This window comes from Methanoculleus taiwanensis, assembly GCF_004102725.1.
GTDB classification, from domain to species: domain Archaea; phylum Halobacteriota; class Methanomicrobia; order Methanomicrobiales; family Methanoculleaceae; genus Methanoculleus_A; species Methanoculleus_A taiwanensis.
In genome coordinates, this window is sequence record NZ_LHQS01000001.1 from 549,117 (window position 1) to 574,633 (window position 25,517).

The window sequence follows — 25,517 nt, forward strand, 5'->3', positions numbered from 1 at the left end:
AATTTAAATTCTGAGGGAATTTCTTTCGTAATAACCTAAAATTGGGATTTATTGCTCCCGGATCAAAGAATAACTCTTTAATATTAACCTGGCGCACCTCCTCATCAGAGGAACCTCCCCTGCCGGCCTCTCCCGGCGCCAGTCCGGTGTGCCGGCTTTTTCTGTTCTCCCCACCCGGCACACGGATACCCGGGACGGGCGGATCCGTCCGGAACGATGTCGCGTCGACGGCAGGGGCAGTTCCGGCTCTGTGGAGTGTTTGTAATGCAGATTCGTGTAGTAATTGCGGGAATTGTCCTCTGCTGCCTGCTCATCGGCGGTGTCGCGGCTGAAGAGGGTGAACTTATCGATCCGGTTCCCCGGGACCCGTATGCGGCGCCCTGCCCGGACGAGGTATCGGTGGACGAGGTGTCCGAAAGCCCGGTCGTCACCGGTGCGGCGGTGCAGGCGGCTCCGGCGATCGAGTGGGTACGCTCCCTCGGCGGAACTGAAAGGGAGTATGGCTCCAGTATCGTTCAGACCTCCGACGGGGGCTACTTCCTGACCGGGAGAACCGCTTCGAACGACGGCCAGGTCACCGGGTACCATAGCGGCACGTACACAAGCGAAGATGTCTGGGTCGTGCGCCTCTCGCCGACCGGCGCGCTCGTCTGGGAGCGGTGCCTCGGCCAGCCCGATACCGACTACGGGTTTGACGGGGTCCAGACTGCCGACGGCGGATTTGCCATCACCGGATGCGTTTGGGCAGACGGCGGCGATGTCTCCGGGCACCACGGCTCCACCGACATCTGGGTCGCAAAGCTCGATGCGACCGGGTCGCTCGCGTGGCAGAAGTGCATCGGCGGAACATGGGGAGAATATGGATACAGCATCCGGCAGACCTCCGACGGCGGCTACATCATCGGGGGGGTGACGACATCGATCGACGGCGATATCAGTGGAAATCACGGCGGCTATGATGGTGTTATCGTGAAGCTGAACGCCACGGGCGGGATTGAATGGCTCCGGTGCCTGGGTGGCAACAAAGCGGACGACTTCAACGCGGTCCGGCAGACATCCGACGGCGGCTACATTGCCATCGGAAAGACATATTCCAACAACAACGGCACCGTCGGTGCCAATCACGGATACACCGATATCTGGGTGGTGAAGCTGACGGCGACGGGGCTCGTCGACTGGCAGAAGTGCCTCGGGAGCAGCAGCTACGACGGGGGGTACGCGATCCTGGAGTCTCCGGACGGAGGGTACGTCCTTACCGGGTACGTGGAGGGCAACGACGGCGATGTCTCCGGAAACCACGGGAGCATGGATCTCTGGGTGGCAGAGATCGACGGTATCGGGCGGGTCCTCTGGCAGCAGTGCCTTGGGGGCAGCGGCAGGGATCTCGGCACCTCGATCGTAGCGACCTACGGCGGGTACGTCGTCACCGGGCAAACCGAATCGACCGACGGCGACGTCTCCGGAGGCCACGGCGTCAGCTACGACGTAGGCGATCTCTGGGTCGTCAGGATCGACGATGATGGCACCCTGATCTGGCAGAAATGCATCGGCGGTTCGGCAATTGAGGTTGGTTCATCCGTCATCTGTACAAGCGACGGGGGGCTTGCGATAGCCGGATACACGGGCTCCACCGACGGCGACATCCCGGAGAGCCACGGGGGATATGATCTCCTGGTGGTCAAACTCGGAAGCGACGCCGCTCCGATTCCGACGGCGGAGAGCATCGCGCTCTCTGCCGGCTGGAACTTCGTCTCGACCCCGAAACGCCTCGCCGACGACCAGAGCACCGCATCACAGGTCTTCGGGGAGGTGAACACTTCAGGTCACTCGATCTTCGCCTACGACGCCGCCGCCGGGAACTGGACGACGCTCGGTGCGGCAACGGTGGTTCGGCCGCTTGAGGGGATATGGATCTACAGCAACCGTTCGACCTCTGTCCCCCTCGCATTTGCCTCCGGCGAGGCGCAGACGCCGCCCTCGAAGGTGCTCGCCGCCGGCTGGAACAGTATCGGGTTTGCTGGAATAGTCCCGGTCAGTGCGAGGGACTGCCTCCTCTCGGTCAGCGACGAATGGGCGACGCTTTTGCGGTGGGACGGGGTGGAACAGGAATACGGAACCGTGATCGTCAACGGCGGGAGCGGTGATGCCGCCGATAGCGCGCTGCTCTATCCAACGGAAGGCTACTGGATCTTTATGAGGAAAGGCGGTGTACTCGGTGCCATCAGTGGGTAGCGGCACCCGTGTCGTCCGAAAGATCGTTCTGCTCGCCATAGGTCTCTGCATCGGCATGGCGTGTACCATTCCGGTAGCGGCGGTGCCGTCGCTGCCGGCGGAGTTCTCCGGCACCGTCCTGATAAACGGTGAATCCGCTCCAGCGGGCACGGTGGTCGTCGCCCTGCTCGGCGGTGAGGAACGGGGCAGGATTGTCACCGTCGCCGAGGGAGTGTATGGCGGGCAGACAGCGTTCGACCGGCGACTGCTTGTTCAGGCACTCGAAGGGGATATCGATCAGACGGTCGGCTTCACCGTCAACGGAGTCGGAGCGGCAGAGACCGCCCCGTTCTCCGCCGGGGTAAGCCGGAGATGCAACCTGACGGCGTTCATCTCGTCGCTGACGGTGACAGTTCCGTCGGGTGCGACGCCGGTGATCCCGACCGATACCGACGGCGTCGCTGGCCACGGCGAGGCGGCACTCCTCGCGGTGACGGTCACGGGTTCGGGAAGCGTTCAGTCGGCGATGGTAGACCTCTCGTCTATCAGCAGATCTTCGACGACCGCCCTTCTGCAGGGTGGGGGGAATGCCTGGTCGGTGAACGCAACGAGCGCTGTTCCGTCGGCTTTTGAGAACGGCACCTACCGGCCTTTCTCGTTCACGGTGCATGTCACCGATACGAACGGGTATCCGGCGCGATCGGTCTCGCTCCCGCTCATTGTGGTGAAGAACGGGGATGCCAACGAGAACAACCGGGTCACGCTCTACGATGCCGTCTACATCGCACGGCATTACCTGGGTAGTGCGGGTTTTGCCTCGATGCACGAGAACGTCGGGGACGTGACCGATAACGGCGCGGCAGACCTCGCCGATGCGATGTACCTCGCTAAACACATACTGGGGATACCCGGATTTGAGGTGCTCCGCTGACCGGATCTGCGAGGACATTATGGTGATGAGTATTCGTGTAGCCTTGATGGTGTCGATCCTGCTCTTCCTTGCTGTCGGCGGCGCTGTGGCGTGGGAGGATGCCGCAGGCACCTGTCCGGTATATAGCGAGCCTTTCGCGGAGACCGCTGGCGGATACCCCTCGGAGGTCGATCTCTTCGGGGGCGAAGGGCTCGGGGATGCGGTGACGGCAACGGCTCCGCAGGTTATATGGGCGCGGTCTCTTGGGGGAAGTTCGAGTGACGACTCCCTCTCTATCCGGGAGATCAGCGGCGGTGGCTTCGTCGTCGTCGGCAGCACGGCCTCAAACAACGGGGATGTGAGCGGCAATCACGGTTCCAGCGACCTCTGGGTCGTGGGACTTGCATCGAACGGGTCACCTGAGTGGCAGCGGTGCCTTGGCGGTTCTGCCCGGGATGTGGGGAGAAGCGTCGTGGAGACCTCTGACGGCGGCTACATCGTCGCCGGTTTTACCGAATCGAGCAACGGTGACGTCACCGGAAACCATGGGTCTAGCGATCTCTGGGTGGTAAAACTCTCCGCGACCGGGATGTTCGAATGGCAGAAATGCCTCGGGGGGGGTCTTGCCGATCAGGGGCACTGCATTCTGCAGACTGTAGACGGGGGGTATATTCTCGTCGGATATACTGAATCTACCAATGGGGATGTCTCCGGGAACCACGGCGGTGCTGACGGCTGGGTGGTGAAGCTCACCTCCGCAGGCGGGATCGAGTGGCAGCGGTGTCTCGGCGGGAGCGGATCCGACTACCTCCAGCGCATCCGGGAAACACCGGATGGTGGCTACATTCTTGCCGGGTATACGTACTCGAACACCTCCGGCACTGTCGGGACGAACCACGGGAGCAGTGACATGTATGTCGCAAAGCTCGGCAGCGACGGAGCAGTCGACTGGAGCCGGTGTCTCGGCGGGATGGGTGCGGAGTACGGCTACGACGTCGTGCCGACCGGCGACGGCGGGTTTCTGGTGCTCGGGATAACCAATTCGTTCGACGGTGATGTCACCGGCAACCATGGCAGTGCCGATCTCTGGGTGGTGAAACTCGACGCCTCCGGCAGCACCGCCTGGCAGCACTGTTACGGTGGTTCGGGTGCGGATTACGGCTACACGATTGCGCCGACCGTCGGGGGCTATCTCATCGCCGGATACACATTCTCAAGCAACGGCGACGTTGCAGGCCTTCATGGGAACCGGGATATCTGGGCGATCAAGGTTGGCGACGCCGGGTCTCTCCTCTGGCAGAAGTGCATCGGCGGTGCGGCGGGTGATTACGGATACGGCCTCCTGATGACGAGTGAAGGGAATTATGTCATTGCCGGAGCCAGCGAGTCTACTGATGGCGATATTGTCGGCAATCACGGCATGTGGGATGCCGTCGCTGTCAGCCTCGGTGCCGATGCGATCAGGGCGGGATTCACGGCAAACGTCACCGGAGGGGATCTGCCTCTGCAGGTTGGGTTCACGGATACGTCTCTCGGAGCGGGGACGTCGTGGCTCTGGGGGTTCGGCGACGGAAACACGTCCACCGCCCGGCATCCCACGCATGTCTATACCGCTCCCGGGAGCTACACGGTTGCCCTCACCGTGGCCGGTTCCGGTATGAGCGATACACTCTCGAAACCCGGCTTTATTACAGCAACCGTTCCGGCTCTTGCAGCAAACTTCACGGCCAACCTGACGGGTGGATATGCGCCGCTGGCCGTGCAGTTCACCGATTCGAGTTCCGGTGCAGTGGCAGACTGGCTCTGGCAGTTCGGTGACGGTTCTTCATCGGTCGAACAGAATCCGGTACACACCTACGCGAAACAGGGCATTTACGCTGTCAACCTGACGGTCTCCGACGCCTACGGGCAGATCGCCTCATCCTCGAAGGCCGCATATATCAACGCGTGGACGGACTCCTCCGAAGTCGTCTGGATGCGGTGCCTCGGCGGGACACTGGTGGACTCCGGGCAGACAGGGGTTGAAACGGCCGACGGAGGCTACGTGCTCATCGGGTCGGCCGCCTCGTCCGATGGTCAGGTAAACGGGAATCACGGAGCGAGCGACGTATGGGTGGTCAGGGTCTCGCCGACCGGGGCGCTGGTCTGGCAGCGGTGCTTCGGCGGAAGTCTGGACGAGTATGGGTATGCGATCGCCGCCACGCCCGACGGCGGGTTTATCGCTGCCGGGACCGCCGCATCGGCCGACGGTGACGTTACCGATGTCCATGGGGGGTACGACGCCTGGCTGCTCAAGCTCGATGCGGACGGCGGGCTTTCGTGGCAGAAGTGCCTTGGCGGTACGGGAGACGAGGCGGCATACGGGATCGGTCTGATCGGGGACGGTGGCTACATCCTTGCAGGCTACACCACCTCGTCGGACGGCGGGGATGTCAGTGGCCAGCACGGCCTGTCGGATGCATGGGTCGTCAGGGTCAACACGACCGGGAGCATTGAGTGGCAGCGCTGTATCGGTGGGAGCGGGTCAGAGGCACTGTTATCTATCCGGCCAACCGCGGAAGGAGGCTCTATTGCCGCCGGTTACACGAACTCGAATAGCATCGGCGACATCGGGACAACAAAAGGCGGCAGGGATCTTCTGGTCGTCAAGCTCACGGGAACCGGGACAACCGACTGGCAGCGGATCTACGGGGGAAGCTGTGACGATAGCGCCTCCGATGTGTACCCGACTGCCGATGGTGGCTTTATCATCGTCGGAAGCACGGAATCAAACGACGGCGACATCATCGGTCACCGGTCGAAGAGCGACTGCTGGGTTCTTCGCTTCAATCCGGTCGGCACTCTTCTCTGGCAGCGCTGCCTCGGGAGCGCCGGCGATGATTCCGGCAGTGCAATCCGGCCTGCGGCTGATGGTGGATACCTGATGGTCGGCAGTATTGCCGGGACGGGATACGATGTGAGTGGTTATCGGGGAGGATCCGATATCTGGGCGGCGACACTCAGTTCCTCCGGGTCGCTCCTCCGGCAGCAGTGCATCGGTACGTCGGCGAACGAGACCGGGCACGGCCTGGTGGTATCCGGCGATGGCGGTGTGCTTATCGGAACTACAGGATCAAGAGACGGGGTCTTTTCCGAGAACCACGGCGGGGACGATCTCCTGGTGATGAAACTCGTCGCCGTCGACGCCGGAGACCCGGAGCCTGAAACGGGCTCCCTTTCCCTTTCGGCCGGGTGGAACTTCGTCTCGACCCCGCACGTGCTTGCCGACGGGTATAACACGGCCGCCTCGGTCTTCGGTGCCGTCGATGTCGCGGAGCACTCCATCCTGATCTATGATACGGCTGCCGGGATCTGGGTGGCGATGAATGCGACGGATCCGGTGCGGCCGCTTGAGGGGATCTGGGTATACAGCAGCACCGCGATGAATCTCCCGCTCGTTTATGCTTCAGGTGAGGCGGCGACCCCGCCTGCGAAGGCTCTCGTGGTCGGCTGGAATGCCGTCGGGATCACCGGCACCACGCCGCTCACCGCCCGCGACGCTCTCCTCTCGGTCGAGGGTGGGTGGACGACTCTCATCGGGTGGGATGCCGCTCTGCAGCAGTACGACTGCGCTATCATGAGTGGTGGCCTTGGTGAATCGAGCGATACCCGCCCGGTGAACCCCGCGGAGGGTTACTGGCTCTTTATGACCGAAGAGCGGGTGCTCGGGGCAGTCGGCGCGTAACGTGGATTTTTTCGGGTGAGAGGGATGGCAGGCACCTCTCCGCCCACCAATTTTCGATCCGGCGCGGCCAACCGCCCGGGGTGTTTTGGTAGATTTGATATACCGCTGAGCGATACCGGTATACGATCAACAATGCGGCATAGAAACTTCCTCCTCGGCCTCCTGCTCGTCGCAGGCTGCATCGCTGCAGTGACGGCGGCACCCGCTCTTCCGTGCGAGTACTACGGCGAGATCAGCATCGGCGGAAGCCCTGCACCGGTCGGGACAATCATTACCGCGACGATCGGGGGAGCGGAGCGGGGACGGCTCGTCACCTCGGTGGAAGGTACGTACGGGGGTACGGGGACGTTCGATACCCGGTTGCTTGTGCAGGCCGTTGAGGGTGACGATACGTCGACTGTCACCTTCCTCGTAAACGGTATTGCGCTTCTAGAGACGGCGGAGTATACCCCGGGCGCGATCGTGCGGATGGATCTCGCCCTCCAGAGCACACCGCCGGAGACCAATACAACGACGATACCGACGACGATACCAACCACAATACCAACCACCGCACCGGTCTCCGATTCGGGAGGCTCCTCATCGTCCTCCTCTGCGGGCAGCACGACGCCCACCACCGCTCCGATGATTCCGTCGCCGTCCGCCTCCCCGACCCCCTCGGCAACTCTGTCCGGGGCTGTTACGCCCGATCGCACGTCGGCGCCGGTAACCGGCCAGACTCCGGTAACACTTCCCCGGTTCGACACGGCAGCCCCGACGCCGGAGGCGACGACGCAGCAGGCGCCCCTGCAGTACGCCCCGTTTGCCGCACTCGCCGTCATGCTGGTCATGGCGAAGAGACGGTGAGGTGCCGGTCAAACGCGGGTATCAGACCCCCTTACCCGTGAGGAAACCCGTTGCACCTGTTCCTCGGCTGATAAGCGGCGATAAAGCATCGGGAGAAAGAATAACCTTTAATAATTTCTCATCGCAGCTGAGGCATATCGGACACCTCGCCTTCAGTCTGCACACCGGTTTTTTCTGTCCTCGAGGACAGCGGGGCACCTGATCCGTCGCCGCCCGTCAGCCTCCGGGTTGAACCGGCGTCGGTAGCGTCTGTCCTGAATAGTATGGGAGCATGATATACCGTGACGATACGTACCGTGCTGCTTGCAGCACTCCTTGTCTGTCTCTTTGCCGCCGGTGCTGCGGCAGAGACGGGAACCGTACCTGAAACACCCCCGCTCATGGGCGCAGAGGACGTCGAAGCCCAGGGAGTCTTTCCGGAGATCGCCTGGGCGCACTGCTACGGCGGGAGTTCTACCGATCGCCTGAATGAAGTCCAGCAGGTATCCGACGGAGGATACGTTCTCATCGGGCATACCTACTCAAACATGACGGGAGATGTCGGTGTCAATCATGGTTCGTTCGATGCCTGGGTCGCGAAGCTGACCCGGTCCGGAACCCTTGCCTGGCAGCGGTGTTTCGGTGGGAGCGACGATGATTTAGGCACGTCCGTCCTGGAAACAACGGACGGAGGTTTGATCCTCGCTGGCAGAACCAACTCGAATGCAACCGGCGATGTCGGCATCAATCATGGTTCATTCGATGCCTGGGTGGTGAAACTGACAGCCACCGGGACTATCGAGTGGCAGCGCTGCCTTGGCGGGAGTAGTGCTGATTATGGCGTGAATCTCCTGCAGACTGCAGATGGGGGGTATCTACTCGCCGGCCAGACCCAATCGACCGACGGCGACGTCTCCGGCAACCACGGCAGCGTCGATGCTTGGATAGTACGGCTCACCCGCGAGGGCGGTATCGACTGGCAGAGCTGCTTTGGCGGCATTGGTATTGATTCTGCGAACAATATCCGGCAGACCTCGGACGGCGGATATATCTTTATAGGGAGTACGACCTCCAACGACGGCAACGTCAGCGCCAACCACGGCTCCAACGATCTCTGGGTCGTGAAACTGACCGAATCCGGGACTCTTGCCTGGCAGCGGTGTCTCGGGGGAACCGGCTTAGATTATGGCACTGACATCCGACAGACCGGAGACGGCGGATACATTCTCATCGGAAGGACGAGTTCCAATGACGGCGATGTCAGCGGCAACCACGGTTCCATGGATCTCTGGGTCGTAAAACTGACCGAATCCGGAACCCTTGCCTGGCAGCGGTGTCTCGGCGGAAGCGAGGATGACATGGGCTCCGGCATATGGGTGAAGAGCGACGGCGGCTACCTCCTGGCAGGAGCGACGGAATCGGACAGCGGGCAGGTCACGGGCAACCATGGGGATGGGGATGCCTGGCTGGTGGAACTGACGCCCGCCGGGAACATGGAGTGGCAACGCTGCTTTGGCGGGAGTAGTACTGATTACGGCGTGAATCTCCGGCAGACGGCTGACGGTGGTTTAGTCTTCGGCGGATATGTCTACTCTAACAACGGCGACGTCAGCGGCAACCACGGCGGCTACGATCTCTGGGTGGTACAGCTGGGCGACGGGGCAATGCCCGAACCGGCCCCGGTTACCATAGTACTCTCTCCAGGCTGGAACTTTGTCTCGACCCCGAAACGCCTCGCCGAAGGTAACAGCACCGCATCAGAGGTCTTCGCCACGGTAGATACCGCCGGCCACTCCATCTTCCGCTACGACGCCTTCAACGAGGCGTGGGATGGGATGGGCAAGGACGATCCGGTGCTGCCGCTCGACGGCATCTGGATCTACGCGAATACGACGACCACCATCCCGCTCACCTTCGCCACCGATCTGCAGACGCCGCCGACGAAGGAGCTCTGGTACGGCTGGAACGCCGTCGGTGTCGGCAGCGCCGAGGCGGTCAGCGCCCGTGACTGCTTCTACTCGGTCAGGAGCGGGTGGGCGACCCTCATCAGCTGGAACGCGACGGAGCAGCAGTACGGAACCTCGATCATCAACGGCGGGAGCGGGAGCTACAGCGATGCGAGGCTGCTCTACCCGACCGAGGCTGCGTGGGTCTTCATGGGGGCGGATGGTGTCCTCGGTGCGATCACTGCGTAGCACCGCCTGGAGGATCACCCTCGTGGTGGTCGTCATCTCTCTCGGCATGGCTCTCGCCGGAACGGTTGCTGCCGTCCCGCCGCTCCCGGCGGAGTACTCGGGCACAGTCACTATCAACGGTGACCCTGCCCCGGCGGGCACGGTGATCGTCGGCCTGATCGGCGGCGAGGAGCGAGGCCGCCTGACCACCACCGAGGAGGGGGCTTTCGGTGGTGAGAGCCCGTTTGCCGTCCGGCTGCTCGTCCAGGCTGCCGAGACGGATGAGTATCTGACGGTAACCTTTCTGGTGAACGGTGTCCCGGCGGGAGAATCGGTCACGTTCGTTCCGGGTTCTATCCAGGTCGTCGACCTGACCGTCTCTGCCTCATCCCTGACGGTCTCGGCGGGTGCGACGCCCGGCGTTATCCCGACCGACACCGATGGAGTTCTCGGAACAGGCGATGTATCGCTCCTTGCGGTCGTCGTCTCCGGCGATACCGGCGTGCAGTCGGTGAGGGTGAACCTCTCGGCGATCGGCGGGTCGTCCGTAACCCCGATGGCAGACGCCGGGAACGGCACCTGGTCGGTGAACGTCTCGAGCACGGTCCCGTCACCCTTCACGGGCGGCGCCTATCAACCAGTCCTCCTCGCCGTCAATGCGACCGACGCAAACGGGGTCAGCAACACGTCGGTTGCGATCCCGCTCACGGTCGTGAAGAACGGCGATGCGAACCAGGATAACCGCGTCACGCTCTACGACGCCGTCTACACCGCCCGGCACTTCCTCGGGATCGAGGGCTACCTGATGACGGAGAGCATCGGGATGGTCTCGGGTGACGACACCCTCTCGCTCGCCGACGCGATGTACCTCGCCAAACACCTCCTCGGGGTTCCCGGGTTCGAGCAGCTCCACTGACCCCGGGGGAAATCGCCCCCTCTTGTTTTCAGGCTGTCCGGGATGGTCTGCATCCTGGAATCGCCAGCCTGAACGATACTTTTATCCTCCTCCTGCCAGACTCCCCTGTATAGGAGTAGATCTTCGTGAAGATCCTTGGACTGATTGCAAGCCCACGTGGAAAGGAGAGCAGGACGCTCTGCCTCGTCGACGCCGTCCTCGAGGGTGCCCGGAAGGAGGGGGCGGAGACCGAGCTTATCGATCTCTACACGCTCCGCATCGAGTACTGTACCGCGTGCGGTTCCTGCTACGCAACCGGTGACTGCAGCCTGATGGACGACTTCCCGGAGCTCTTCGACGCCATCCTCGACGCCGACGGGATTGTCCTCGGCTCGCCGAACTATATCGATTCGGTCACCGCCCCCCTCAAGGCGGTCTTCGATCGGATGGCGGACGCCATCCACTGCCAGATGCTCACCGGTAAGTTCGGGTGTTCCGTCTGCACGGCGGGCGGGAGCAACGAGGACGAGGTCGTCGCCTACATGAACCATGTCCTGACCGTCCTCGGAGCGACTGCGGTCGGCGGCGTCGGCGTCGCCGTCGGGAGGGACCCGACCGCGCTCGGGAGAGCCGAAGAAGAGGCTGTCCTGCTCGGGAAGCAGCTCGCCCGGTCGATCCGGGGCGAACTCGAGTACCCCGAGCAGGAGGAGATCCATCGGCAGCGGCGGGAGTACTTCCGTCAGCTCGTCACGGCGAACCGGGAGATCTGGCGCCACGAGTATGACTGGTACGTCACGATGGGCTGGATCAAAGAGGAGTAAACCGATCGTGCGTCGTGCACGGTTCCGGCACTACCGGGAAAAGATGTTCGGTACAGTGTGAATCCGGGCTCTCCTGCCCGAAGACGAATGCGATAAAAAGAAAGGGTTTAGCCGAAGAGGGCTCCGAGACCGGCCATGCCGCCCTCTTCGTCCTCTTTCTCCTCTTCTGCCTCTTCCTCTTCCGCGGGTGCGGCTGCTGCGGGTGCAGCGGCTGCTACAGGTGCGGCAGCGACGGGCGCGACGGCGGCCTTGCTGATGGCCTCCTCGATGTTCACGCCGTCAAGAGCTGCGACGAGTGCCTTGACGCGGGAGTCGTTGACTTCGATACCGGCTGCGGACAGAACTGCGGTTACGTTCTCTTCGCTGATTTCCTTACCTGCGCTGTTCAGGAGCAGTGCAGCATAGATGTACTCCATGTTATTTCACCTCAAATTCGTGTAGTTTATCATATCGGGGATTACCCGAAGAGGGCTCCGAGACCGGCCATGCCGCCCTCTTCGTCCTCTTTTTCTTCTTCCTCTTCCTCTTCTTTCTCTTCCGCCTGCGCTGCAGGTGCCTCTGCTACGGCTGCGGGCGCTGCGGAAACAGCTGCTGCGGCCTTGCGGGTCGCCTCATCGAGTTCGTATCCGGACTCGGACGCCGCAAGTGCGACCGTCAACATCTCGCGGAATGCCCGTCCGATGATGAGGTCGGCGATGTCCTTCTCGTAAATGCTTGCCTCGACACCGAGACTCCGTGCCTCGCGCACCGCCTTGCTGATGATGGTGCTGATGGTCACCGGCGTCGGGATAGCAGCATTCACCGAGAGGTTGAACGCCTGCTGTGCCGCGAGAACGACGTTGTTGTAGTACTGCTCCTCGTCGATTGCAAGGAGATCGGGCGTGAAGATCGACTCTTTGTAGTATGCGGCCTGCAGAATGAGACCGACATCCATCGGCTTGATACTGAGTTTGACGAGCGCTTCAGCCATCTTCTTGTTGATGACCTCGCCCTTCTTCACAACGGTCTTGGTCTCGCGGATCTTGACCTTACCACCTTCGATGGCGGCGGGGATACCGACCTGCTGGAGTTCACCGACGATAGGGCCCGGCTTGAAACTGGTCGGGCCTTTCGGGACGATGATATCCTCGGGTGCAGTCTCACCCGGCTTTGCAGCCATCTTGGTCTTGGTCTGTTCCAGCAGCTTGTACAGTTTGAACGGATTCTCGTTCGTGAAGATCAGTGCGCTCTGACCGGAGAGGTGGCCTTTCAGGTCTTCGACCTTATCGCCCATCTCCGTCATGGCGTGCTCGATGAGGGTGTTACGGGTCATCTTGACCGTGGCGACCCCGCGCAGGTTCTGCCTGATCTGCTGAACCTGGCTTGCGGGAATGCCGTACATGTCAACGAGTCCGACGACCTCGTGTTCCTCGGAGCAGCGCTTGATCTCCGCTACTTCGTTCCGTTTCCACTGTGGCAGGTGCATCGTATACACTGCCATCAGATCAACCTCACTGCCGGTCCCATCGTCGTCTTCACATAGACCGAACGAATATTCATGGTACCGCCTTCCAGGACACTCTCGACCCTGCGCAGGATAGCATCGACATTCTCTGCGATCTGCTCGGGCTGCATGTCGGTCTCGCCGACCTTGCTGTGGAAGGTCTTTTTATCCTTCGTTCGGATCTTCACGGAACTGCGAAGACGCTGGACAATCGGCCTTATATCCGCTCCCGGGGGAATCGGCATAGGCATTCTTCCTCGGGGACCGAGCCTGACACCAAGATAGCGACCGACGAGCGGCATGACTGCCGTCTCTGCTAGGAAGAATCGGTATTCATTCGCCATCTTGCGTGCTTCCCGTGGCTCGCCGCCGAGGCGCTCAATCTCATCGGGACCGATAATCAGTTCCACGCCTGCTTCTTTTGCCTGCGTGGTGATATCTCCCTTTCCGAGAACGGCGATCTTGATATCGTTCAAACCGTTCGGAAGAAGGATCGTCTCATCGATACGGTTCTTCGGCTGAGCCATATCGATGTTTCTGAGATTGATGGTGATGTCCACACTCTCGCGGAATTTGCGAGGTGGCGCCTGCTCGATCGCCGATATAACGGCTTCTTTTATGCTGGATCTGTCAACCATCTCTTGCCTCCATAGTACGCGACCTCACGATCTTCTATGGGTGTTTTCTCGTCTATTCTACGAGTACGTTGTCGTAAACGCCCGAATTGATTGCCTGAATCATCTCTTTGGGTTTCAGGCCCTCAACCGTGACACCGATGCTCACACATGTACCGACGACCTCCTTGACGGCGGACTTCAGCTCGTATGAGAGCATGTTGTCAAACTTCATCCGGGCGATTCTGACAGCGGCCTCGAGGGGCAGGTTACCCACATTCTGGGTATTGGGCTCTGCAGCTCCCTTCGCGGTACCGACCTCTTTCATAACGAGCGCCGTCGTGGGTGGAATACCCACATCGACGGTGAAGTTCTTCTTGTCATCGACGGTGACGGTCACCGGCACTTGCATGCCGTTGAACTCTGCTGTCTTTTTGTTGATCTCGTCGACGACAGCCTTCACGTTGATACCGAGAGGTCCCAGTGCAGGCCCAAGCGGCGGCCCTGCTGTTGCTTTACCGCCTGATACCAGTACCTCGACCACTTCTGCCATAGATGTTTCACCAGCCTTTCCCACTCGGGATACTCAGCTTGGGTTAGACTAGGTCGACCTGCAGGGATTTAAAGGTATCAAAGAACTCGAAAAAAAGGGGTGTTTCAGGCGGCCTCTTCGCTCCGCTCGACCACGCGGACAGAGTCGCCACGCACGGTGATCGGGATAGGCACCATACTCTCGTAGAGCTCGACGGTGATCTCTTCTTTGCCCGTGTCGATCCGCTTGACCACGGCCTTCTCGCCCTTGAAGGGGCCTGCGATGATCTCGACGATGGTGCCTTCGGTGATGCCGCTCACGACCGGTTTCGGTACCAGGAAGTGCTCGACTTCGGAGAGGGCGGTGGCACCCCGGACGACGGCACGCGCATGGGGTATGAGCTCGACGAGCTGCTCCATCCTTGCGAGGGAGTCGGGACTCTCTACGAGGACGTAGCCTTTCAGCTCCTCAGGGACGATGACGGCGACGACACGGATGTCCTTCTGCCCTTCGATCGCCTTGATGACGTTGTCGGCGACCGTCCGCTCCTGTTTGGCCGTAGTCTTGATGGCGTAGATCTTATTGTCGTATTCCGTCATTACGCATCAGGCAGGCAACTGCAGGAGTATTTCGTAGATAACGAACCCGATCAGACCCACGAGCAGGATTCCTGCCGCTGCGACGATTGCGATCTTGGAAAACTCGTCACGTGTCGGCGTCCGTGCAAGTTTCAGTACACGCCAGTATTTTCTGAAGAGTTCTTCTTCCAGTTTTATGGATTTGATATTATCCGTGAACTTCTCTTTGTAATCCATCATGCTCGCTCACTTCAGAAAGTCGATCTCAAACTGCTTCATCATGCGTGGCATACTCTTCTCATTTCTTCCATATATTTGTGGTGACCGCACACCGGTCACGACGAGAAGAGTACGCATCTTGTGCTGCATGTCGGGATCGACCTGCGCTCCCCAGATGATCCGCGCGTCCGGGTCGATCCGATCGTAGACCTCCTGAATGACGCCCTCTGCCTCGACCATGGTCATATCGGGGCCTCCGACAACGTTGACGAGCGCCGCCGTCGCGCCGGAGATGTCCACGTCGAGCAGCGGTGAGCGGAGTGCCTTCTTGACCGAGTCGGCGGCCTTGTCCTCACTGTCGCTCTCGCCCATGCCTATCATGGCGACGCCGCCGCGTTCCATGACCGTCCTGACATCGGCGAAGTCGAGGTTGACAAGCCCCGGCATCGTGATGAGCTCGGTGATGCCCTTGACCGCCCGCATCAGCACCTCGTCGGAGACCTTGAATGCGGCATGGAGAGGTAGACGGGGAACGACCTCGAGCAGGCGATCGTTCGGCACGACGATGACGGTGTCGGCGACTTCGCGGAGGCGTTCGAGGCCTGCCTCGGCGTTCTGCGCTCTGATGGCGCCCTCCGCCGTGAACGGCAGGGTCACGACCGCGATCGTAAGCGCTCCCTCGTCCCGGGCTGCCTTTGCGACCACGGGTGCCGACCCGGTACCGGTGCCGCCGCCGAGCCCTGCCGTGATGAAGACCATGTCGCACCCTTCGACGATATGCCTGACCTCGTCCTCGTTCTCGAGTGCCGCCTCTTCGCCGACCTGCGGAATGGAGCCTGCTCCGAGCCCGCGAGTCCGCTGCCGGCCGATCAGGATCCTCGTGTCGGCCTGCGTCCGGATGAGGTGTTGTGCGTCGGTGTTAAGGGCGACGAGACGGGCGCCGTGGACGCCCTCCTCAGCCATTCGGCTGATCGTGTTGGATCCGCCGCCGCCGCACCCGACGACCGCGATCTCCGTCCGGAGATCCATCAGGATCTCCTCAAGCTCCCTGTCCGTCTGTGTGGGCTCGATATACCGCTGCTCGCTTCTTGCCCGTGATAGTGCCTCTTCTACGATGGATTTCATAAATGTCTCTCCAGTCCCGGGAGGTGGATAATTCTCTCACTGATTGTCTGCACCATGGCAGGTGTGATCTGCTGCCCCTCGATCTCGATCTCTCTGCCACCGGCCAGCTTCCCGAAGAGCGGCCCCGGCGGAACGCCCAGCCTGCGCGCTTTGTCCGGGTCGAACCGCGCTTTTTGGATGAGTAGGCGATCTCCGTCGACAACAGTGCTTTCGCTGATAAGTAAGAGTTTTACACACAAGGTAGTTAAATCATTTGCGAGTCGGGTCGCCTCTGATTCGTAGGTGATGAAGGTCGGTGCGACCTCTTCTGAGCCTTTTGATAGGTGCACTACCGGCATTTTAGAAATGCTATCTATAAATTCAGTTTTATGTGATTTTAATACTTCTTCGATGAGATCCCTGGCGGCGGAGACGGCAACGGCTGTTCCCTCTCCCCGGAGGGCGTGGATGTGGATTCTCGACCCCGGTAGGATCTCTTCTGCGAGGCGGCGGATCCGGCGGTACATGTCCCAGCCCAGCGCTCCGATCTCCAGGATCTCGCCTTCCGTCAGCCTCGGCACTCCCGCCCGGGCGAGCAGATCGTCGAGCGCAGCCTCTTCGGCCTTTGCAACTGCTTTCTTATCGACGTAAGCCGCCACTGCGCGGCTCTGCTCCGCCATTGCCCAGATCATCTCGAGATCGAGCAGCGGGACCTCGCGGCTCGGGGCGATATGGCCGAACGCTGCCCGTGACCGAAGCGCGATCTCGGTCTGCCGGACGGCATAGTGCGTGCCCCCGAAGCCGATCAGGGGTATCGTCTCTCCGGGTTCCGCCGAAAGGATGCTCGCCGCTACCGCTTCTCCCGCCGCCGGATCCGTCCACTCCGTATGGGTGCTGCCTATCTCGATGAAGAGCGAAGGTGTGGAGAGATCGGTCGGGCCGTGGTGCGTCACTTCGTACGATACGCGGTAACCGTCCGGTGCATTCTGCTGAAGGTTTCGGAGGAGGGCATGCATCCATCCCGGCGCTGCGGGAGCGAGGGCGCGCGCTTCCCCGCCGAGGTCTGCCGATCCGAAGTTTCCGGTGACGTGGACCGTGAGGGCGGGCACCGGATGTCTGCTCGAGTGGCGTGAAATGAAGACGATCAGATCGGCTCCGACCGCCGCATCGATACGCTCCTGGTAGATGAGCCGTTCGTCGACCTCGAAGAACCGGGGGGTGTGCCGTTCGGCGAGAGGCCAGATCTTCTCCTCGTTGAGCAGCATATGCAGGTGTTCCCTGATGTTCCTCCCGGCCGGGTCCTGCCGTGAGTTGATGAACGCGATATCCATGGCTGAAAGAGGGTATGGGGCGAGGACGCTAAATGCTACTGGTTGATCGCCGCGTACAGTAAACCCTATCTCTCTCGACACACATCATGTGTACTATGGATGAGAAGATACGCGAGGCGTTTGCAGCCTATGGTATCGAAAATGAGATAACCTGCCCCCAGGCATTCGAGATATCGGAGAAGTACAATATCCCGAAGGCGGATATTGCCAGATACTGCAACCGGCGCGAACCGCGGATCAAGATACGGGGTTGCCAGCTGGGCTGCTTCAGATGAGGCTCTTTCTGCAGGTCGTCCCGGTCAGCGAGGCGGTCAGGGTCGTCCGGAGCATCGCTCCCCCCGTCCCGAAGGAGAGCGTCCCGCTTGAGGATGCTCTCCACCGCATTCTTGCGGCGGATGTCCGGGCGGATGTCGATATCCCGGGTTTCGACCGCTCCACCGTCGATGGCTATGCGGTGGCTGCGGCCGATACCGTGGGAGCCGGCGAGGCGATACCGGCGATGCTGCACTACCGCGGCCGGGTCGCCATGGGCGGCCGCGATCCGGGGAGTGTTGCTCCCGGGTCGTGTATGTACGTCCCCACAGGAGGCGTCCTCCCGAAAGGAGCCGATGCCGTCGCCATGATCGAATACTGCGAGCAGCTCGGCGACGACGTCCTGGTACACCGGCCTGTCGCTCCCGGGGAGAACGTCGTTTTTGCGGACGAGGATTTTGCCGCAGGCGAGGTCGTCCTCGAGAGCGGCCGCGCCCTCTCCCCCCGCGATATCGGGGTGGCGGCGGCGGCCGGCGCCGGAGAGGTGAGCGTCATGCGTATCCCGCGGGTCGGGATCATCTCGACCGGCAACGAACTCGTTCCGATCGTCGCCGCGCCCCGTCCGGGCGAGGTCCGTGACGTCAATTCGTACCTCTGCGGAACCTACCTCATGGAGCGGGGGTGCCACCCCGTGTACTACGGCATCGTCCGGGACGACCGCGAGAATCTCGCGGCGACGCTCTCTGCCGCGCTCGACCAGTGCGATCTCGTCCTCATCTCCGGCGGGAGTTCGAAGGACGAGCGGGACAATACGGCGGCCGTCATCACGAGCCTCGGCGAGGTGCTGGTGCACGGCGTCGCCATCGCCCCCGGGAAACCGACGATCCTCGGGCAGGCGGCTGGGAAACCGGTGATCGGCCTCCCCGGTCATCCGGCATCCACCTACGTCGTCCTCGTCGCCATCGTCGATCACCTGCTGGCGGCGATGATGCAGACGGAGGTCTCGCGCAGGACCGTCTCCGCTGTCCTCGCAGAGAACGTTCCCTCTGCAAAGGGCAGGGAGGATTACGTCCGGGTCATGGTGAAGGAGGGCCGGGCGACCCCGGTCTTCGGAAAATCGGGCCTTTTGAATACGCTCACCCGCAGCACCGGGCTCGTCCGGGTGCCGGCGGGCAGCGAAGGGCTCGAGGTCGGCGAGGCGGTCGAGGTGATCGTATGGTGAAGCGGTATCTAACGCTGATCTCCCTTGCTGAGGCAAACGACCTCATCGCCCGGTCGTTTGCCTTCACCCCCGGAACCGAGTCCGTCCCGCTCGAAGCGGCGGCCGGCCGGATCACCGCCGCTCCCGTCTTCGCCCGCTTCTCGGTTCCCGAGATCCACCTCTCCGCGATGGACGGGATCGCCGTCCGGAGTGCCGAGACCGCCCGGGCGAGCGAGCAGCACCCGGTCACCCTCACCGACGCCGTCCGCGTCAATACGGGCAACATCGTGCCCTCCGAATACGATGCGGTGATCATGATCGAGGATGTCTGGGAGGAGGACGGGAAGTACACCATCCGAAAGGCGGTCAGCCCATGGCAGCACGTCCGGCCGGTCGGTGAGGATATCGGGGAATCAGAGATGATCGTGCCGACGCACCACCGGATCCGGCCGCACGAGACCGGAGCGCTCGCCGCGTACGGGGTGACCCATCTCGACGTCCTCGCAGTCCGCGCCGGCCTGATCCCGACGGGCTCCGAGCTCGTGCCTCTCGGCGTGCGCCCCGTCCCGGGGAAGGTCGTCGAGAGCAACACTCTGATGGCCGCATCGGTGCTGCAGGCGGCGGGGGCATCGGCGCGCCGCTACCCGATCGTCGTCGACGACTACGATCTCATCAGGGACGCCGTCGTCCGCGGTGTTGCCGAAAATGAGATCCTGCTGATATCTGCCGGGTCATCGGCCGGAACCCGCGACTTCACGGCGGACGTCATCGGGGAGCTCGGGGAGGTGCTCGCCCATGGGGTCGGGATCAAGCCGGGAAAGCCGGTCATCATCGGGCGGATTGCAGGAAAACCTGTTATCGGCCTCCCCGGCTACCCGCTTGCCGCCCTCACCGTCCTGCGCGAGATCGTGCTCCCGCTTCTTGCGCGATACGGCCTCCTGCCGCCGGAGGCGGAGACCGTCGATGCCCGCCTCACGACGAGCCTCCACTCGGATATCGGGACCGATGAGTTCGTCCTGCTGACGGCCGGCCGGATCGGCGACGCCTGGGTCGCGGTACCCCAGTCCCGGGGTGCGGGTGTCCAGATGAGTGCCGTCCGGGCGAATGCCTACCTGCAGATCCCGGCCTCCTCGGAGGGTGTCGAGGCCGGTGGAACCGTCACCGCCCGCTTGCGGGTGCCGAAGCGGACTGCGGAGGAGGTGCTGCTCATCACGGGGAGTCATGACCCGGCGCTCGATTACCTCGCCGACCTCGCGAGGAGCGGGGGCGTCGACCTCCATTCCACCCACACCGGGAGCATGGGCGGGGTGCTGGCACTCCGGAAACGAGAGTGCCACGCAGCGCCGATGCATCTCCTAGCCCCGGACGGAAGTTATAACGTCCCCTACCTGCAGCGGTATCTCCCGGACGGCGATCTCCTCCTTCTCTGCGTCGCGGAGCGGCAGCAGGGGATCATCTCCCGGGAGGGGCTTGGATTCGACGATCTCCCGGAGCATACCTTCGTGAACCGGCAGAAGGGGTCGGGCACCCGGATGCTCCTCGATCACACCCTGCAGCAGCGGGGTATCGATCCGGCATCCATCCACGGCTACGATCGCGAGGTGACGACCCACCTTGCGGCGGCCCTCTCGGTGAAGACCGGGGAGGCCGACGCGGCGATGGGCGTCTACAGTGCTGCGCGCGCGCTCGGCCTTGCTTTCTTTCCGGTGGCGACGGAACGCTACGAACTCGCCATGCACCGGGATACGCTCGAAGATCCCCGGGCTCAGACCCTCGTCGAAACGGTCTCCTCCGACCGGTTTAAACAGATCCTCCGGGATCTCGGGGGCTACGTGACGGACGAGACAGGCGTGATGCGCGAACTGCGAGCAGGACAGCCTCCTCAGGGCTGATGCACGCCATCACCCCTTCTATCTTCCAGGTCAGGTAGCCGAAGACTGGTTTTTCCGTTTTGAGCGCAAGTGCGATCTCCGAGAGCGTGCCGTATCCGCCGCCGACGGCGATAACCGCATCCGCTGACTGGATAAGCACGACGTTCCGGGTGTGCCCCATATCCGTCCGGATGACCACGTCGAGGTAGGGGTTGCCCCTGCCCGTGCCGGGCAGGATACCGGCCGTCCTTCCTCCCGCTTCCCGTGCGCCCTTGCAGGCGGCTTCCATGACGCCGGAAAGGCCGCCCGAGAGCACGGTCTCACGGTTGCCGGCGATGAGATAGCCGACCGTCTCTGCCGCTTCGTACTCCTCCGGTGAACAGTCTCCCCGTCCGATGACTGCGATCTGCATGAGTGCCCTTCGTTTGTCTCATGGTAAAGAGGTGCTGGCAGCCCGGGAGTACTCCAAACTACTTTGTCCCCCGAGGACTACATTATACGATAGAGTGTGTTTATGAGGGATACAAGGTGAAAGAGGTCACCAGCAGCTACGATGCGCCGAAGCTCGAAGCGCGGACTCAGGAGTTCTGGACGGAGCGCGATACCTATGCGAACGTGCAGGAACTCCGCCGCACGGGGAGGCCGTTCTTCTTTGTCGACGGACCGCCGTATACAACCGGTCACATCCATCTCGGCACTGCCTGGAACAAGATCCTCAAAGACGTCATCCTCCGGTACCACCGGATGTGCGGCAGGCAGATCATCGAGCGGGCGGGCTACGATATGCACGGCCTTCCGATCGAGGTGAAGGTGGAGCACGAGCTCGGGTTCACGTCCAAGAAGGATATCGAGGGATACGGGATTGCGGCCTTCATCGAGCGCTGCCGGACGTTCGCCGAGATCCATAAGGATATCATGAGCGAGCAGTTCAAACGGCTCGGTATCTGGCTCGACTTCGAGAACCCCTACCAGACGATCAAGGAGGACTATATCGAGGCCGCCTGGTGGACCCTTGCGCGGGCGGAGGAGCGCGGTCTCCTCGAACGCGGGCACCGGGTCGTGAACTGGTGCCCCCGCTGCGAGACCGCGATCGCGGACTCGGAGGTGGAGTACTGGGACGAGACCGACCCGTCGATCTTCGTTAAGTTCCCGATTGGAGACCGCGAGAACGAGTACCTCGTCATCTGGACGACCACCCCGTGGACGCTTCCCGCAAACGTTGCCGTCGCGGTCGATACCGATTTCATCTACGCGCGGGTGCTCGCGAAGAGAGACCTCGGTGAAGAGATCCTCTGGATCGCCGACGACCTGGTGGAGTCCGTCCTCAGGCTCGGCAGATACCAGGACTACGAGGTGCTCGAGAAGAGGCCGGGGAGCGATCTTGTCGGCACCGAGTACACCTCGCCGCTCGCCGCCCAGGTGCCGCACCAGCGTGAGATCCGCCACCGCGTCGTCGCGGCGGACTTCGTCACGATGGAGAATACCGGCCTCGTCCATATCGCCCCGGGGCACGGGTGGGACGACTACCTCCTCGGCGTGAAAGAGGGGCTGCCCGCCTTCTGTCCGGTCGACGGCGGCGGCTGCTTTACGCCCGATGCCGGCGTGTTCGCCGATATGTACGTCCGGGACGCGAACGACGTCGTGATCGACGCGCTCGGCGACCATCTCCTCGCGAGGAAGACGATCGTCCACCGCTACGGACACTGCTGGCGGTGTAAGACGCCGATCATCTTCCGGGCGACGGAGCAGTGGTTCCTGAAGGCGACCGAGATCCGCGACCGGATGCTCGAGGAGATCGCGGGCGTCCGGTGGCACCCCGAGTGGGCCGGCAGCGCCCGGTTCCACGATTTCGTCAAGGAGTCGCGCGACTGGTGTATCTCCCGGCAACGGTACTGGGGTATCCCGATCCCGATCTGGCAGTGCGAGGCGTGCAAGGAGTATACCGTCATCGGCACCATCGCCGAGCTCGAGGAGCGTTCCGGAGCGACGATTCCCGACCCGCACCGGCCATACGTCGACGAGGTCACGCTCCCCTGCTCCTGCGGCGGCGAGATGCGCCGGGTCGAGGACATCTTCGATGTCTGGTTCGACTCGGCGGTGGCATCGTGGGCGACGCTCGGGTTCCCCCGGCAGAAGGAGGCGTTCGAGCAGTACTGGCCTGCCGACTTCATCACCGAAGGGCAGGACCAGACCCGCGGCTGGTTCTACTCCCAGCTCGGGGCGAGCACCATCGCCTTTAACCGCTCTCCCTACAAGAGCGTCCTGATGCACGGGTTCGCCCTCGACGCCGAAGGGCGGAAGATGAGCAAGAGCCTCGGCAACGTGGTGACGCCTGACGAGGTGATGAACCAGTACGGTGTCGACGTGCTCCGGCTCTACATCCTCTCGGCGAGCGCCCCCTGGGACGACCTGAAGTTCAACTGGGACGGCGTGAAGACGGTGCACCGAGCGGTCAACATCCTCTGGAACGTCTACCGCTTCCCGCTGCCCTACATGATCCTCGACTCGTTCAGCCCGGAGGCGGGTTCCGACGGCTGGGACGGATCGTTCGTCCGGGATCATATCCGCGAGATGCCGGAGGAAGACCGCTGGATCGTCTCCCGGGTTAACTCCCTCGCCCGGCAGATCGATGCCGATCTCGAGGAGTACCAGCTTCACCGCGTGACCCGGGCGCTGACCGGGTTCATCCTCGAAGATCTCTCTCGGTGGTACGTCCAGCTCGTCCGGTCCCGGATGTGGCTCGAGGAGGACTCGCCGGCAAAGCGGTTCGCCTACGAGACGATCTACTACGTCATGCGCCGGCTTATCGGGCTGCTCGCTCCGTTCACCCCGCATATCGCCGAGGAGATCTTCCAGAACCTCCGCGTCGAAGGCGACGTAGCGAGCATCCACATGACCGACTGGGCGGCGCCGGACGACCTCCTCATCGATACGCACCTCGAGGCTGCGATGGACGTCATCCGCTCCTTCGACGATGCGGTGGCGAACGCCCGGCAGGCAGGCAAGCGAAAGCTCCGCTGGCCGGTGGAGGAGTGCGTCGTCGTGACGGAGAGCGACCTCGTCCGGGACGCCATCCGGCTCTTAAACCCGCTTGCGAAAGCCCGGGCGAACAGCAGGAGCGTTACGGTCGTCGAAGGTGCCTGGGACAAACTCAACTGGCAGGCCGAACCGGTGATGCGGGCGATAGGCCCCGAGTTCGGAAAAGAAGGGCCGGTCGTTAAGGCGCTGATCGAGCAGGCCGACGGGAGCGCTCTTAAAGCCGCGATCGAGAAGGACGGATCGGCGGAACTCGGCGGGTATCTGATAACCGCCCGCCACGTCACCTTCACCGAGGCGATGCCGGAGGGTATCTTCGCAGCGCCCATGAAGGATGCGACGGTCTACGTGGACGTGACGCTCACGCCCGCCCTCGAGGCCGAAGGGTACGCCCGCGAGGTTGTCCGCCGCCTCCAGGAGATGCGCCGGCAGCTCGACCTGAACGTGGACGACTGCATCGTCGCTGACGTCACCGTCGACGATCCGCGGATCGCCGGGCTGATCCGGTCGGAATGGACGACCGGGATCAGCACCGAAGTCCGGGCTGAGGAGCTTGTCATCCACGCGCCGGGAGACGGAACCGGCCCGGAGCGTCAGTGGGGTCTCTCCCGCGACTGGGACGTCGAAGGCGTCCCGATGCGGATGGAGATCTCACGGGCCGCCGCAGAGTGACCGGACGAGCAGATTCCCTTCCGGGGTTGAGAAGAGCGGGGGGTCGTCAAGCACGGTGACGACGCTCCGGTCGGTTACGACCGTTTTCCCGGTCAGGGGATTATACCCCTCTTTTTGAACTTTCTTCCGGCAGATCAGCGTCCCGCGCCGTTGCCACGCCGGAGTCTCGGCGAGGTTCACTCCGCGGGCGTACATCATATCGTGCATCGCCGCCGACTGCATCCCGGAGAGTTTCGCTGCCGCCGCACGGGAAGAGAACCCCTCCTTGATGAGTGCGTGCTGGCAGTAGGCGTTGATGTGGTTTCGCCAGGCCTCGCTCTGGCGCCAGGTAAGATACTCGACCGCGAAATCGGGAGATGCGGGGATCACCCGGGCATCGAAGGCGAGCGGGGTTTTGACCCCGAGTTCTATCGCGAGGCTGCTCGCAGCGAATGCCGCCGTAACCGAGTCGAGTTTCTCGATTCTCCCCGTAAACGGCAGTGTAGTAAAGAAGAGGCTGATCTCGTCGGAGAAGGTATAGGCGAATGCGGGCTCAAGTCCGCTCTCCGAGAGGAGGCGCTTGCAGACTGCCGTCATGCTCGCGTGGAAAGCCGGGTCAAAGGGCTTTTCGAGGCGGAGTTCACGGGAGAGACGGTGAAATGCCCGTCCGTCAAGCCTGATGAAGATCGGGGGGAATATTGTCAGGTTGGAGAAGATCTCCCGCTCGTGCATAGTCATGGCAGCGGTGTGGCACGCCTTGAGCCGGTTGTCCGGGGGAGCCGCTTACTCCTCTTTCTTTGGGGATTTGAAGACACCCGCGATGTGGCGGATCAGGACGACGTCCCCGATGCTCTTGATGATGCGGAAGGGAATATGCAGCCCCTTATAGCCCTTGAGTTCGCCGATCTCGGGGTTGAGACTGCCCACGGCGAGCGAATCTATCTTCTTTCCGTCGACATCGATCACGACATCGTCAACACTCCCGACGTATACGGCTTTGTCGGTATAGACATTCAGTCCGAATAGCTCTGTGATCTGGGTCCTCATCGGTATCTTGTGAAAGTATACAACTATAAACGTAAAAG

Annotated in this window: 22 protein-coding genes; 11 read left to right on the forward strand and 11 right to left on the reverse strand. The window is 62.2% G+C overall.

The genetic code is table 11. The features are described 5' to 3' along the window. Positions 1–264 precede the first annotated feature (264 nt). From ABH15_RS02825 to ABH15_RS02855, 7 genes are all read left to right on the forward strand, one after another. Positions 265–2,232, forward strand: a complete 1,968-nt coding sequence (locus ABH15_RS02825) for a hypothetical protein (protein ID WP_128692839.1) — start codon at positions 265–267, stop codon at positions 2,230–2,232. Further along, a complete protein-coding gene (locus ABH15_RS02830; protein ID WP_164913617.1) occupies positions 2,216–3,142 on the forward strand; it encodes a dockerin type I repeat-containing protein in 927 nt (308 codons plus the stop codon). Before ABH15_RS02825 ends, ABH15_RS02830 begins: the two co-directional genes overlap by 17 nt. Positions 3,143–3,167: 25 nt before the next feature. Beyond that, a complete protein-coding gene (locus ABH15_RS14055; RefSeq protein WP_277749817.1) occupies positions 3,168–6,845 on the forward strand; it encodes a PKD domain-containing protein in 3,678 nt (1,225 codons plus the stop codon). A gap of 132 nt (positions 6,846–6,977) precedes the next feature. Further along, entirely contained in the window at positions 6,978–7,691 is a 714-nt protein-coding gene (locus ABH15_RS02840; protein ID WP_128692842.1) for a hypothetical protein, read from the forward strand. Positions 7,692–7,972: 281 nt separating this feature from the next. Beyond that, complete coding sequence (locus ABH15_RS02845; RefSeq protein ID WP_128692843.1) at positions 7,973–9,865, forward strand: hypothetical protein; 1,893 nt, start codon at positions 7,973–7,975, stop codon at positions 9,863–9,865. Next, positions 9,849–10,760 (forward strand): hypothetical protein, encoded by a 912-nt coding sequence (locus ABH15_RS02850; protein WP_128692844.1) that lies wholly within the window; start codon positions 9,849–9,851, stop codon positions 10,758–10,760. The genes ABH15_RS02845 and ABH15_RS02850 overlap by 17 nt, the downstream gene beginning before the upstream one ends. Before the next feature lie 125 nt (positions 10,761–10,885). Beyond that, entirely contained in the window at positions 10,886–11,560 is a 675-nt protein-coding gene (locus tag ABH15_RS02855; protein WP_128692845.1) for a flavodoxin family protein, read from the forward strand. A gap of 107 nt (positions 11,561–11,667) precedes the next feature. On the opposite strand, the gene rpl12p is transcribed toward ABH15_RS02855, so the two are convergent. The 8 genes from rpl12p to ABH15_RS02895 all read right to left on the reverse strand — a co-directional run bounded on the left by rpl12p (position 11,668) and on the right by ABH15_RS02895 (position 17,421). Further along, positions 11,668–11,976, reverse strand: a complete 309-nt coding sequence (rpl12p, locus tag ABH15_RS02860; protein WP_128692846.1) for a 50S ribosomal protein P1 — start codon at positions 11,974–11,976, stop codon at positions 11,668–11,670. 41 nt (positions 11,977–12,017) lie between these two features. Next, complete coding sequence (locus ABH15_RS02865; protein ID WP_128692847.1) at positions 12,018–13,040, reverse strand: 50S ribosomal protein L10; 1,023 nt, start codon at positions 13,038–13,040, stop codon at positions 12,018–12,020. Beyond that, a complete protein-coding gene (locus ABH15_RS02870; protein WP_128692848.1) occupies positions 13,040–13,681 on the reverse strand; it encodes a 50S ribosomal protein L1 in 642 nt (213 codons plus the stop codon). The genes ABH15_RS02865 and ABH15_RS02870 overlap by 1 nt, the downstream gene beginning before the upstream one ends. A gap of 52 nt (positions 13,682–13,733) precedes the next feature. Continuing rightward, positions 13,734–14,210 carry a 50S ribosomal protein L11 gene (locus ABH15_RS02875; RefSeq protein WP_128692849.1) on the reverse strand — a complete coding sequence of 159 codons (477 nt, stop codon included), beginning with the start codon at positions 14,208–14,210 and terminating at the stop codon, positions 13,734–13,736. 104 nt (positions 14,211–14,314) lie between these two features. After that, positions 14,315–14,788, reverse strand: a complete 474-nt coding sequence (locus tag ABH15_RS02880) for a transcription elongation factor Spt5 (protein WP_128692850.1) — start codon at positions 14,786–14,788, stop codon at positions 14,315–14,317. A gap of 6 nt (positions 14,789–14,794) precedes the next feature. Then, a complete protein-coding gene (locus ABH15_RS02885) occupies positions 14,795–15,007 on the reverse strand; it encodes a protein translocase SEC61 complex subunit gamma (protein WP_128692851.1) in 213 nt (70 codons plus the stop codon). A 6-nt stretch (positions 15,008–15,013) separates the two neighbouring features. Further along, positions 15,014–16,111: a cell division protein FtsZ gene (ftsZ, locus tag ABH15_RS02890; RefSeq protein ID WP_128692852.1), complete on the reverse strand. Its 1,098-nt coding sequence runs from the start codon at positions 16,109–16,111 to the stop codon at positions 15,014–15,016. Beyond that, positions 16,108–17,421 carry a D-aminoacyl-tRNA deacylase gene (locus tag ABH15_RS02895; protein WP_128692853.1) on the reverse strand — a complete coding sequence of 438 codons (1,314 nt, stop codon included), beginning with the start codon at positions 17,419–17,421 and terminating at the stop codon, positions 16,108–16,110. Before ABH15_RS02895 ends, ftsZ begins: the two co-directional genes overlap by 4 nt. A gap of 95 nt (positions 17,422–17,516) precedes the next feature. Here ABH15_RS02895 and ABH15_RS02900 point away from each other — a divergent pair, with 95 nt between their 5' ends. From ABH15_RS02900 to ABH15_RS02910, 3 genes are read left to right on the forward strand one after another with little or no spacing between them, the layout of a single operon-like run. Beyond that, complete coding sequence (locus ABH15_RS02900; RefSeq protein ID WP_128692854.1) at positions 17,517–17,696, forward strand: hypothetical protein; 180 nt, start codon at positions 17,517–17,519, stop codon at positions 17,694–17,696. After that, complete coding sequence (locus ABH15_RS02905) at positions 17,693–18,895, forward strand: molybdopterin molybdotransferase MoeA (RefSeq protein ID WP_128692855.1); 1,203 nt, start codon at positions 17,693–17,695, stop codon at positions 18,893–18,895. The genes ABH15_RS02900 and ABH15_RS02905 overlap by 4 nt, the downstream gene beginning before the upstream one ends. After that, on the forward strand, positions 18,889–20,766 hold the full coding sequence (locus ABH15_RS02910) for a molybdopterin biosynthesis protein (protein WP_128692856.1): 1,878 nt from the start codon (positions 18,889–18,891) through the stop codon (positions 20,764–20,766). Before ABH15_RS02905 ends, ABH15_RS02910 begins: the two co-directional genes overlap by 7 nt. Here ABH15_RS02910 and ABH15_RS02915 read toward each other — a convergent pair. Further along, positions 20,675–21,157 carry a TIGR00725 family protein gene (locus tag ABH15_RS02915; RefSeq protein ID WP_128692857.1) on the reverse strand — a complete coding sequence of 161 codons (483 nt, stop codon included), beginning with the start codon at positions 21,155–21,157 and terminating at the stop codon, positions 20,675–20,677. The genes ABH15_RS02910 and ABH15_RS02915 overlap by 92 nt on opposite strands. A 116-nt stretch (positions 21,158–21,273) precedes the next feature. On the opposite strand from ABH15_RS02915, the gene ileS reads away from it, so the two are divergent. Next, positions 21,274–24,453: an isoleucine--tRNA ligase gene (gene ileS, locus ABH15_RS02920; protein ID WP_128692858.1), complete on the forward strand. Its 3,180-nt coding sequence runs from the start codon at positions 21,274–21,276 to the stop codon at positions 24,451–24,453. Here ileS and ABH15_RS02925 read toward each other — a convergent pair. Both ABH15_RS02925 and ABH15_RS02930 read right to left on the reverse strand, forming a co-directional pair. After that, positions 24,433–25,164: a tRNA(His) guanylyltransferase Thg1 family protein gene (locus ABH15_RS02925; RefSeq protein WP_164913637.1), complete on the reverse strand. Its 732-nt coding sequence runs from the start codon at positions 25,162–25,164 to the stop codon at positions 24,433–24,435. The genes ileS and ABH15_RS02925 overlap by 21 nt on opposite strands. A gap of 51 nt (positions 25,165–25,215) precedes the next feature. Beyond that, positions 25,216–25,479: a PRC-barrel domain-containing protein gene (locus ABH15_RS02930; protein ID WP_128692860.1), complete on the reverse strand. Its 264-nt coding sequence runs from the start codon at positions 25,477–25,479 to the stop codon at positions 25,216–25,218. Positions 25,480–25,517 lie beyond the last annotated feature (38 nt).

Coding starts and splice junctions, on each gene's coding strand:
- ABH15_RS02925 (WP_164913637.1), bottom strand. CDS start 25,164: ATGCACGAGCGGGAGATCTTCTCCAACCTGACAATATTCCCCCCGATC.
- ABH15_RS02895 (WP_128692853.1), bottom strand. CDS start 17,421: ATGGATATCGCGTTCATCAACTCACGGCAGGACCCGGCCGGGAGGAAC.
- ABH15_RS02825 (WP_128692839.1), top strand. CDS start 265: ATGCAGATTCGTGTAGTAATTGCGGGAATTGTCCTCTGCTGCCTGCTC.
- ABH15_RS14055 (WP_277749817.1), top strand. CDS start 3,168: ATGAGTATTCGTGTAGCCTTGATGGTGTCGATCCTGCTCTTCCTTGCT.
- ABH15_RS02840 (WP_128692842.1), top strand. CDS start 6,978: ATGCGGCATAGAAACTTCCTCCTCGGCCTCCTGCTCGTCGCAGGCTGC.
- ABH15_RS02875 (WP_128692849.1), bottom strand. CDS start 14,210: ATGGCAGAAGTGGTCGAGGTACTGGTATCAGGCGGTAAAGCAACAGCA.
- rpl12p (WP_128692846.1), bottom strand. CDS start 11,976: ATGGAGTACATCTATGCTGCACTGCTCCTGAACAGCGCAGGTAAGGAA.
- ABH15_RS02915 (WP_128692857.1), bottom strand. CDS start 21,157: ATGCAGATCGCAGTCATCGGACGGGGAGACTGTTCACCGGAGGAGTAC.
- ftsZ (WP_128692852.1), bottom strand. CDS start 16,111: ATGAAATCCATCGTAGAAGAGGCACTATCACGGGCAAGAAGCGAGCAG.
- ABH15_RS02900 (WP_128692854.1), top strand. CDS start 17,517: ATGGATGAGAAGATACGCGAGGCGTTTGCAGCCTATGGTATCGAAAAT.
- ABH15_RS02885 (WP_128692851.1), bottom strand. CDS start 15,007: ATGATGGATTACAAAGAGAAGTTCACGGATAATATCAAATCCATAAAA.
- ABH15_RS02930 (WP_128692860.1), bottom strand. CDS start 25,479: ATGAGGACCCAGATCACAGAGCTATTCGGACTGAATGTCTATACCGAC.
- ABH15_RS02870 (WP_128692848.1), bottom strand. CDS start 13,681: ATGGTTGACAGATCCAGCATAAAAGAAGCCGTTATATCGGCGATCGAG.
- ABH15_RS02910 (WP_128692856.1), top strand. CDS start 18,889: ATGGTGAAGCGGTATCTAACGCTGATCTCCCTTGCTGAGGCAAACGAC.
- ABH15_RS02880 (WP_128692850.1), bottom strand. CDS start 14,788: ATGACGGAATACGACAATAAGATCTACGCCATCAAGACTACGGCCAAA.
- ABH15_RS02865 (WP_128692847.1), bottom strand. CDS start 13,040: ATGGCAGTGTATACGATGCACCTGCCACAGTGGAAACGGAACGAAGTA.
- ABH15_RS02905 (WP_128692855.1), top strand. CDS start 17,693: ATGAGGCTCTTTCTGCAGGTCGTCCCGGTCAGCGAGGCGGTCAGGGTC.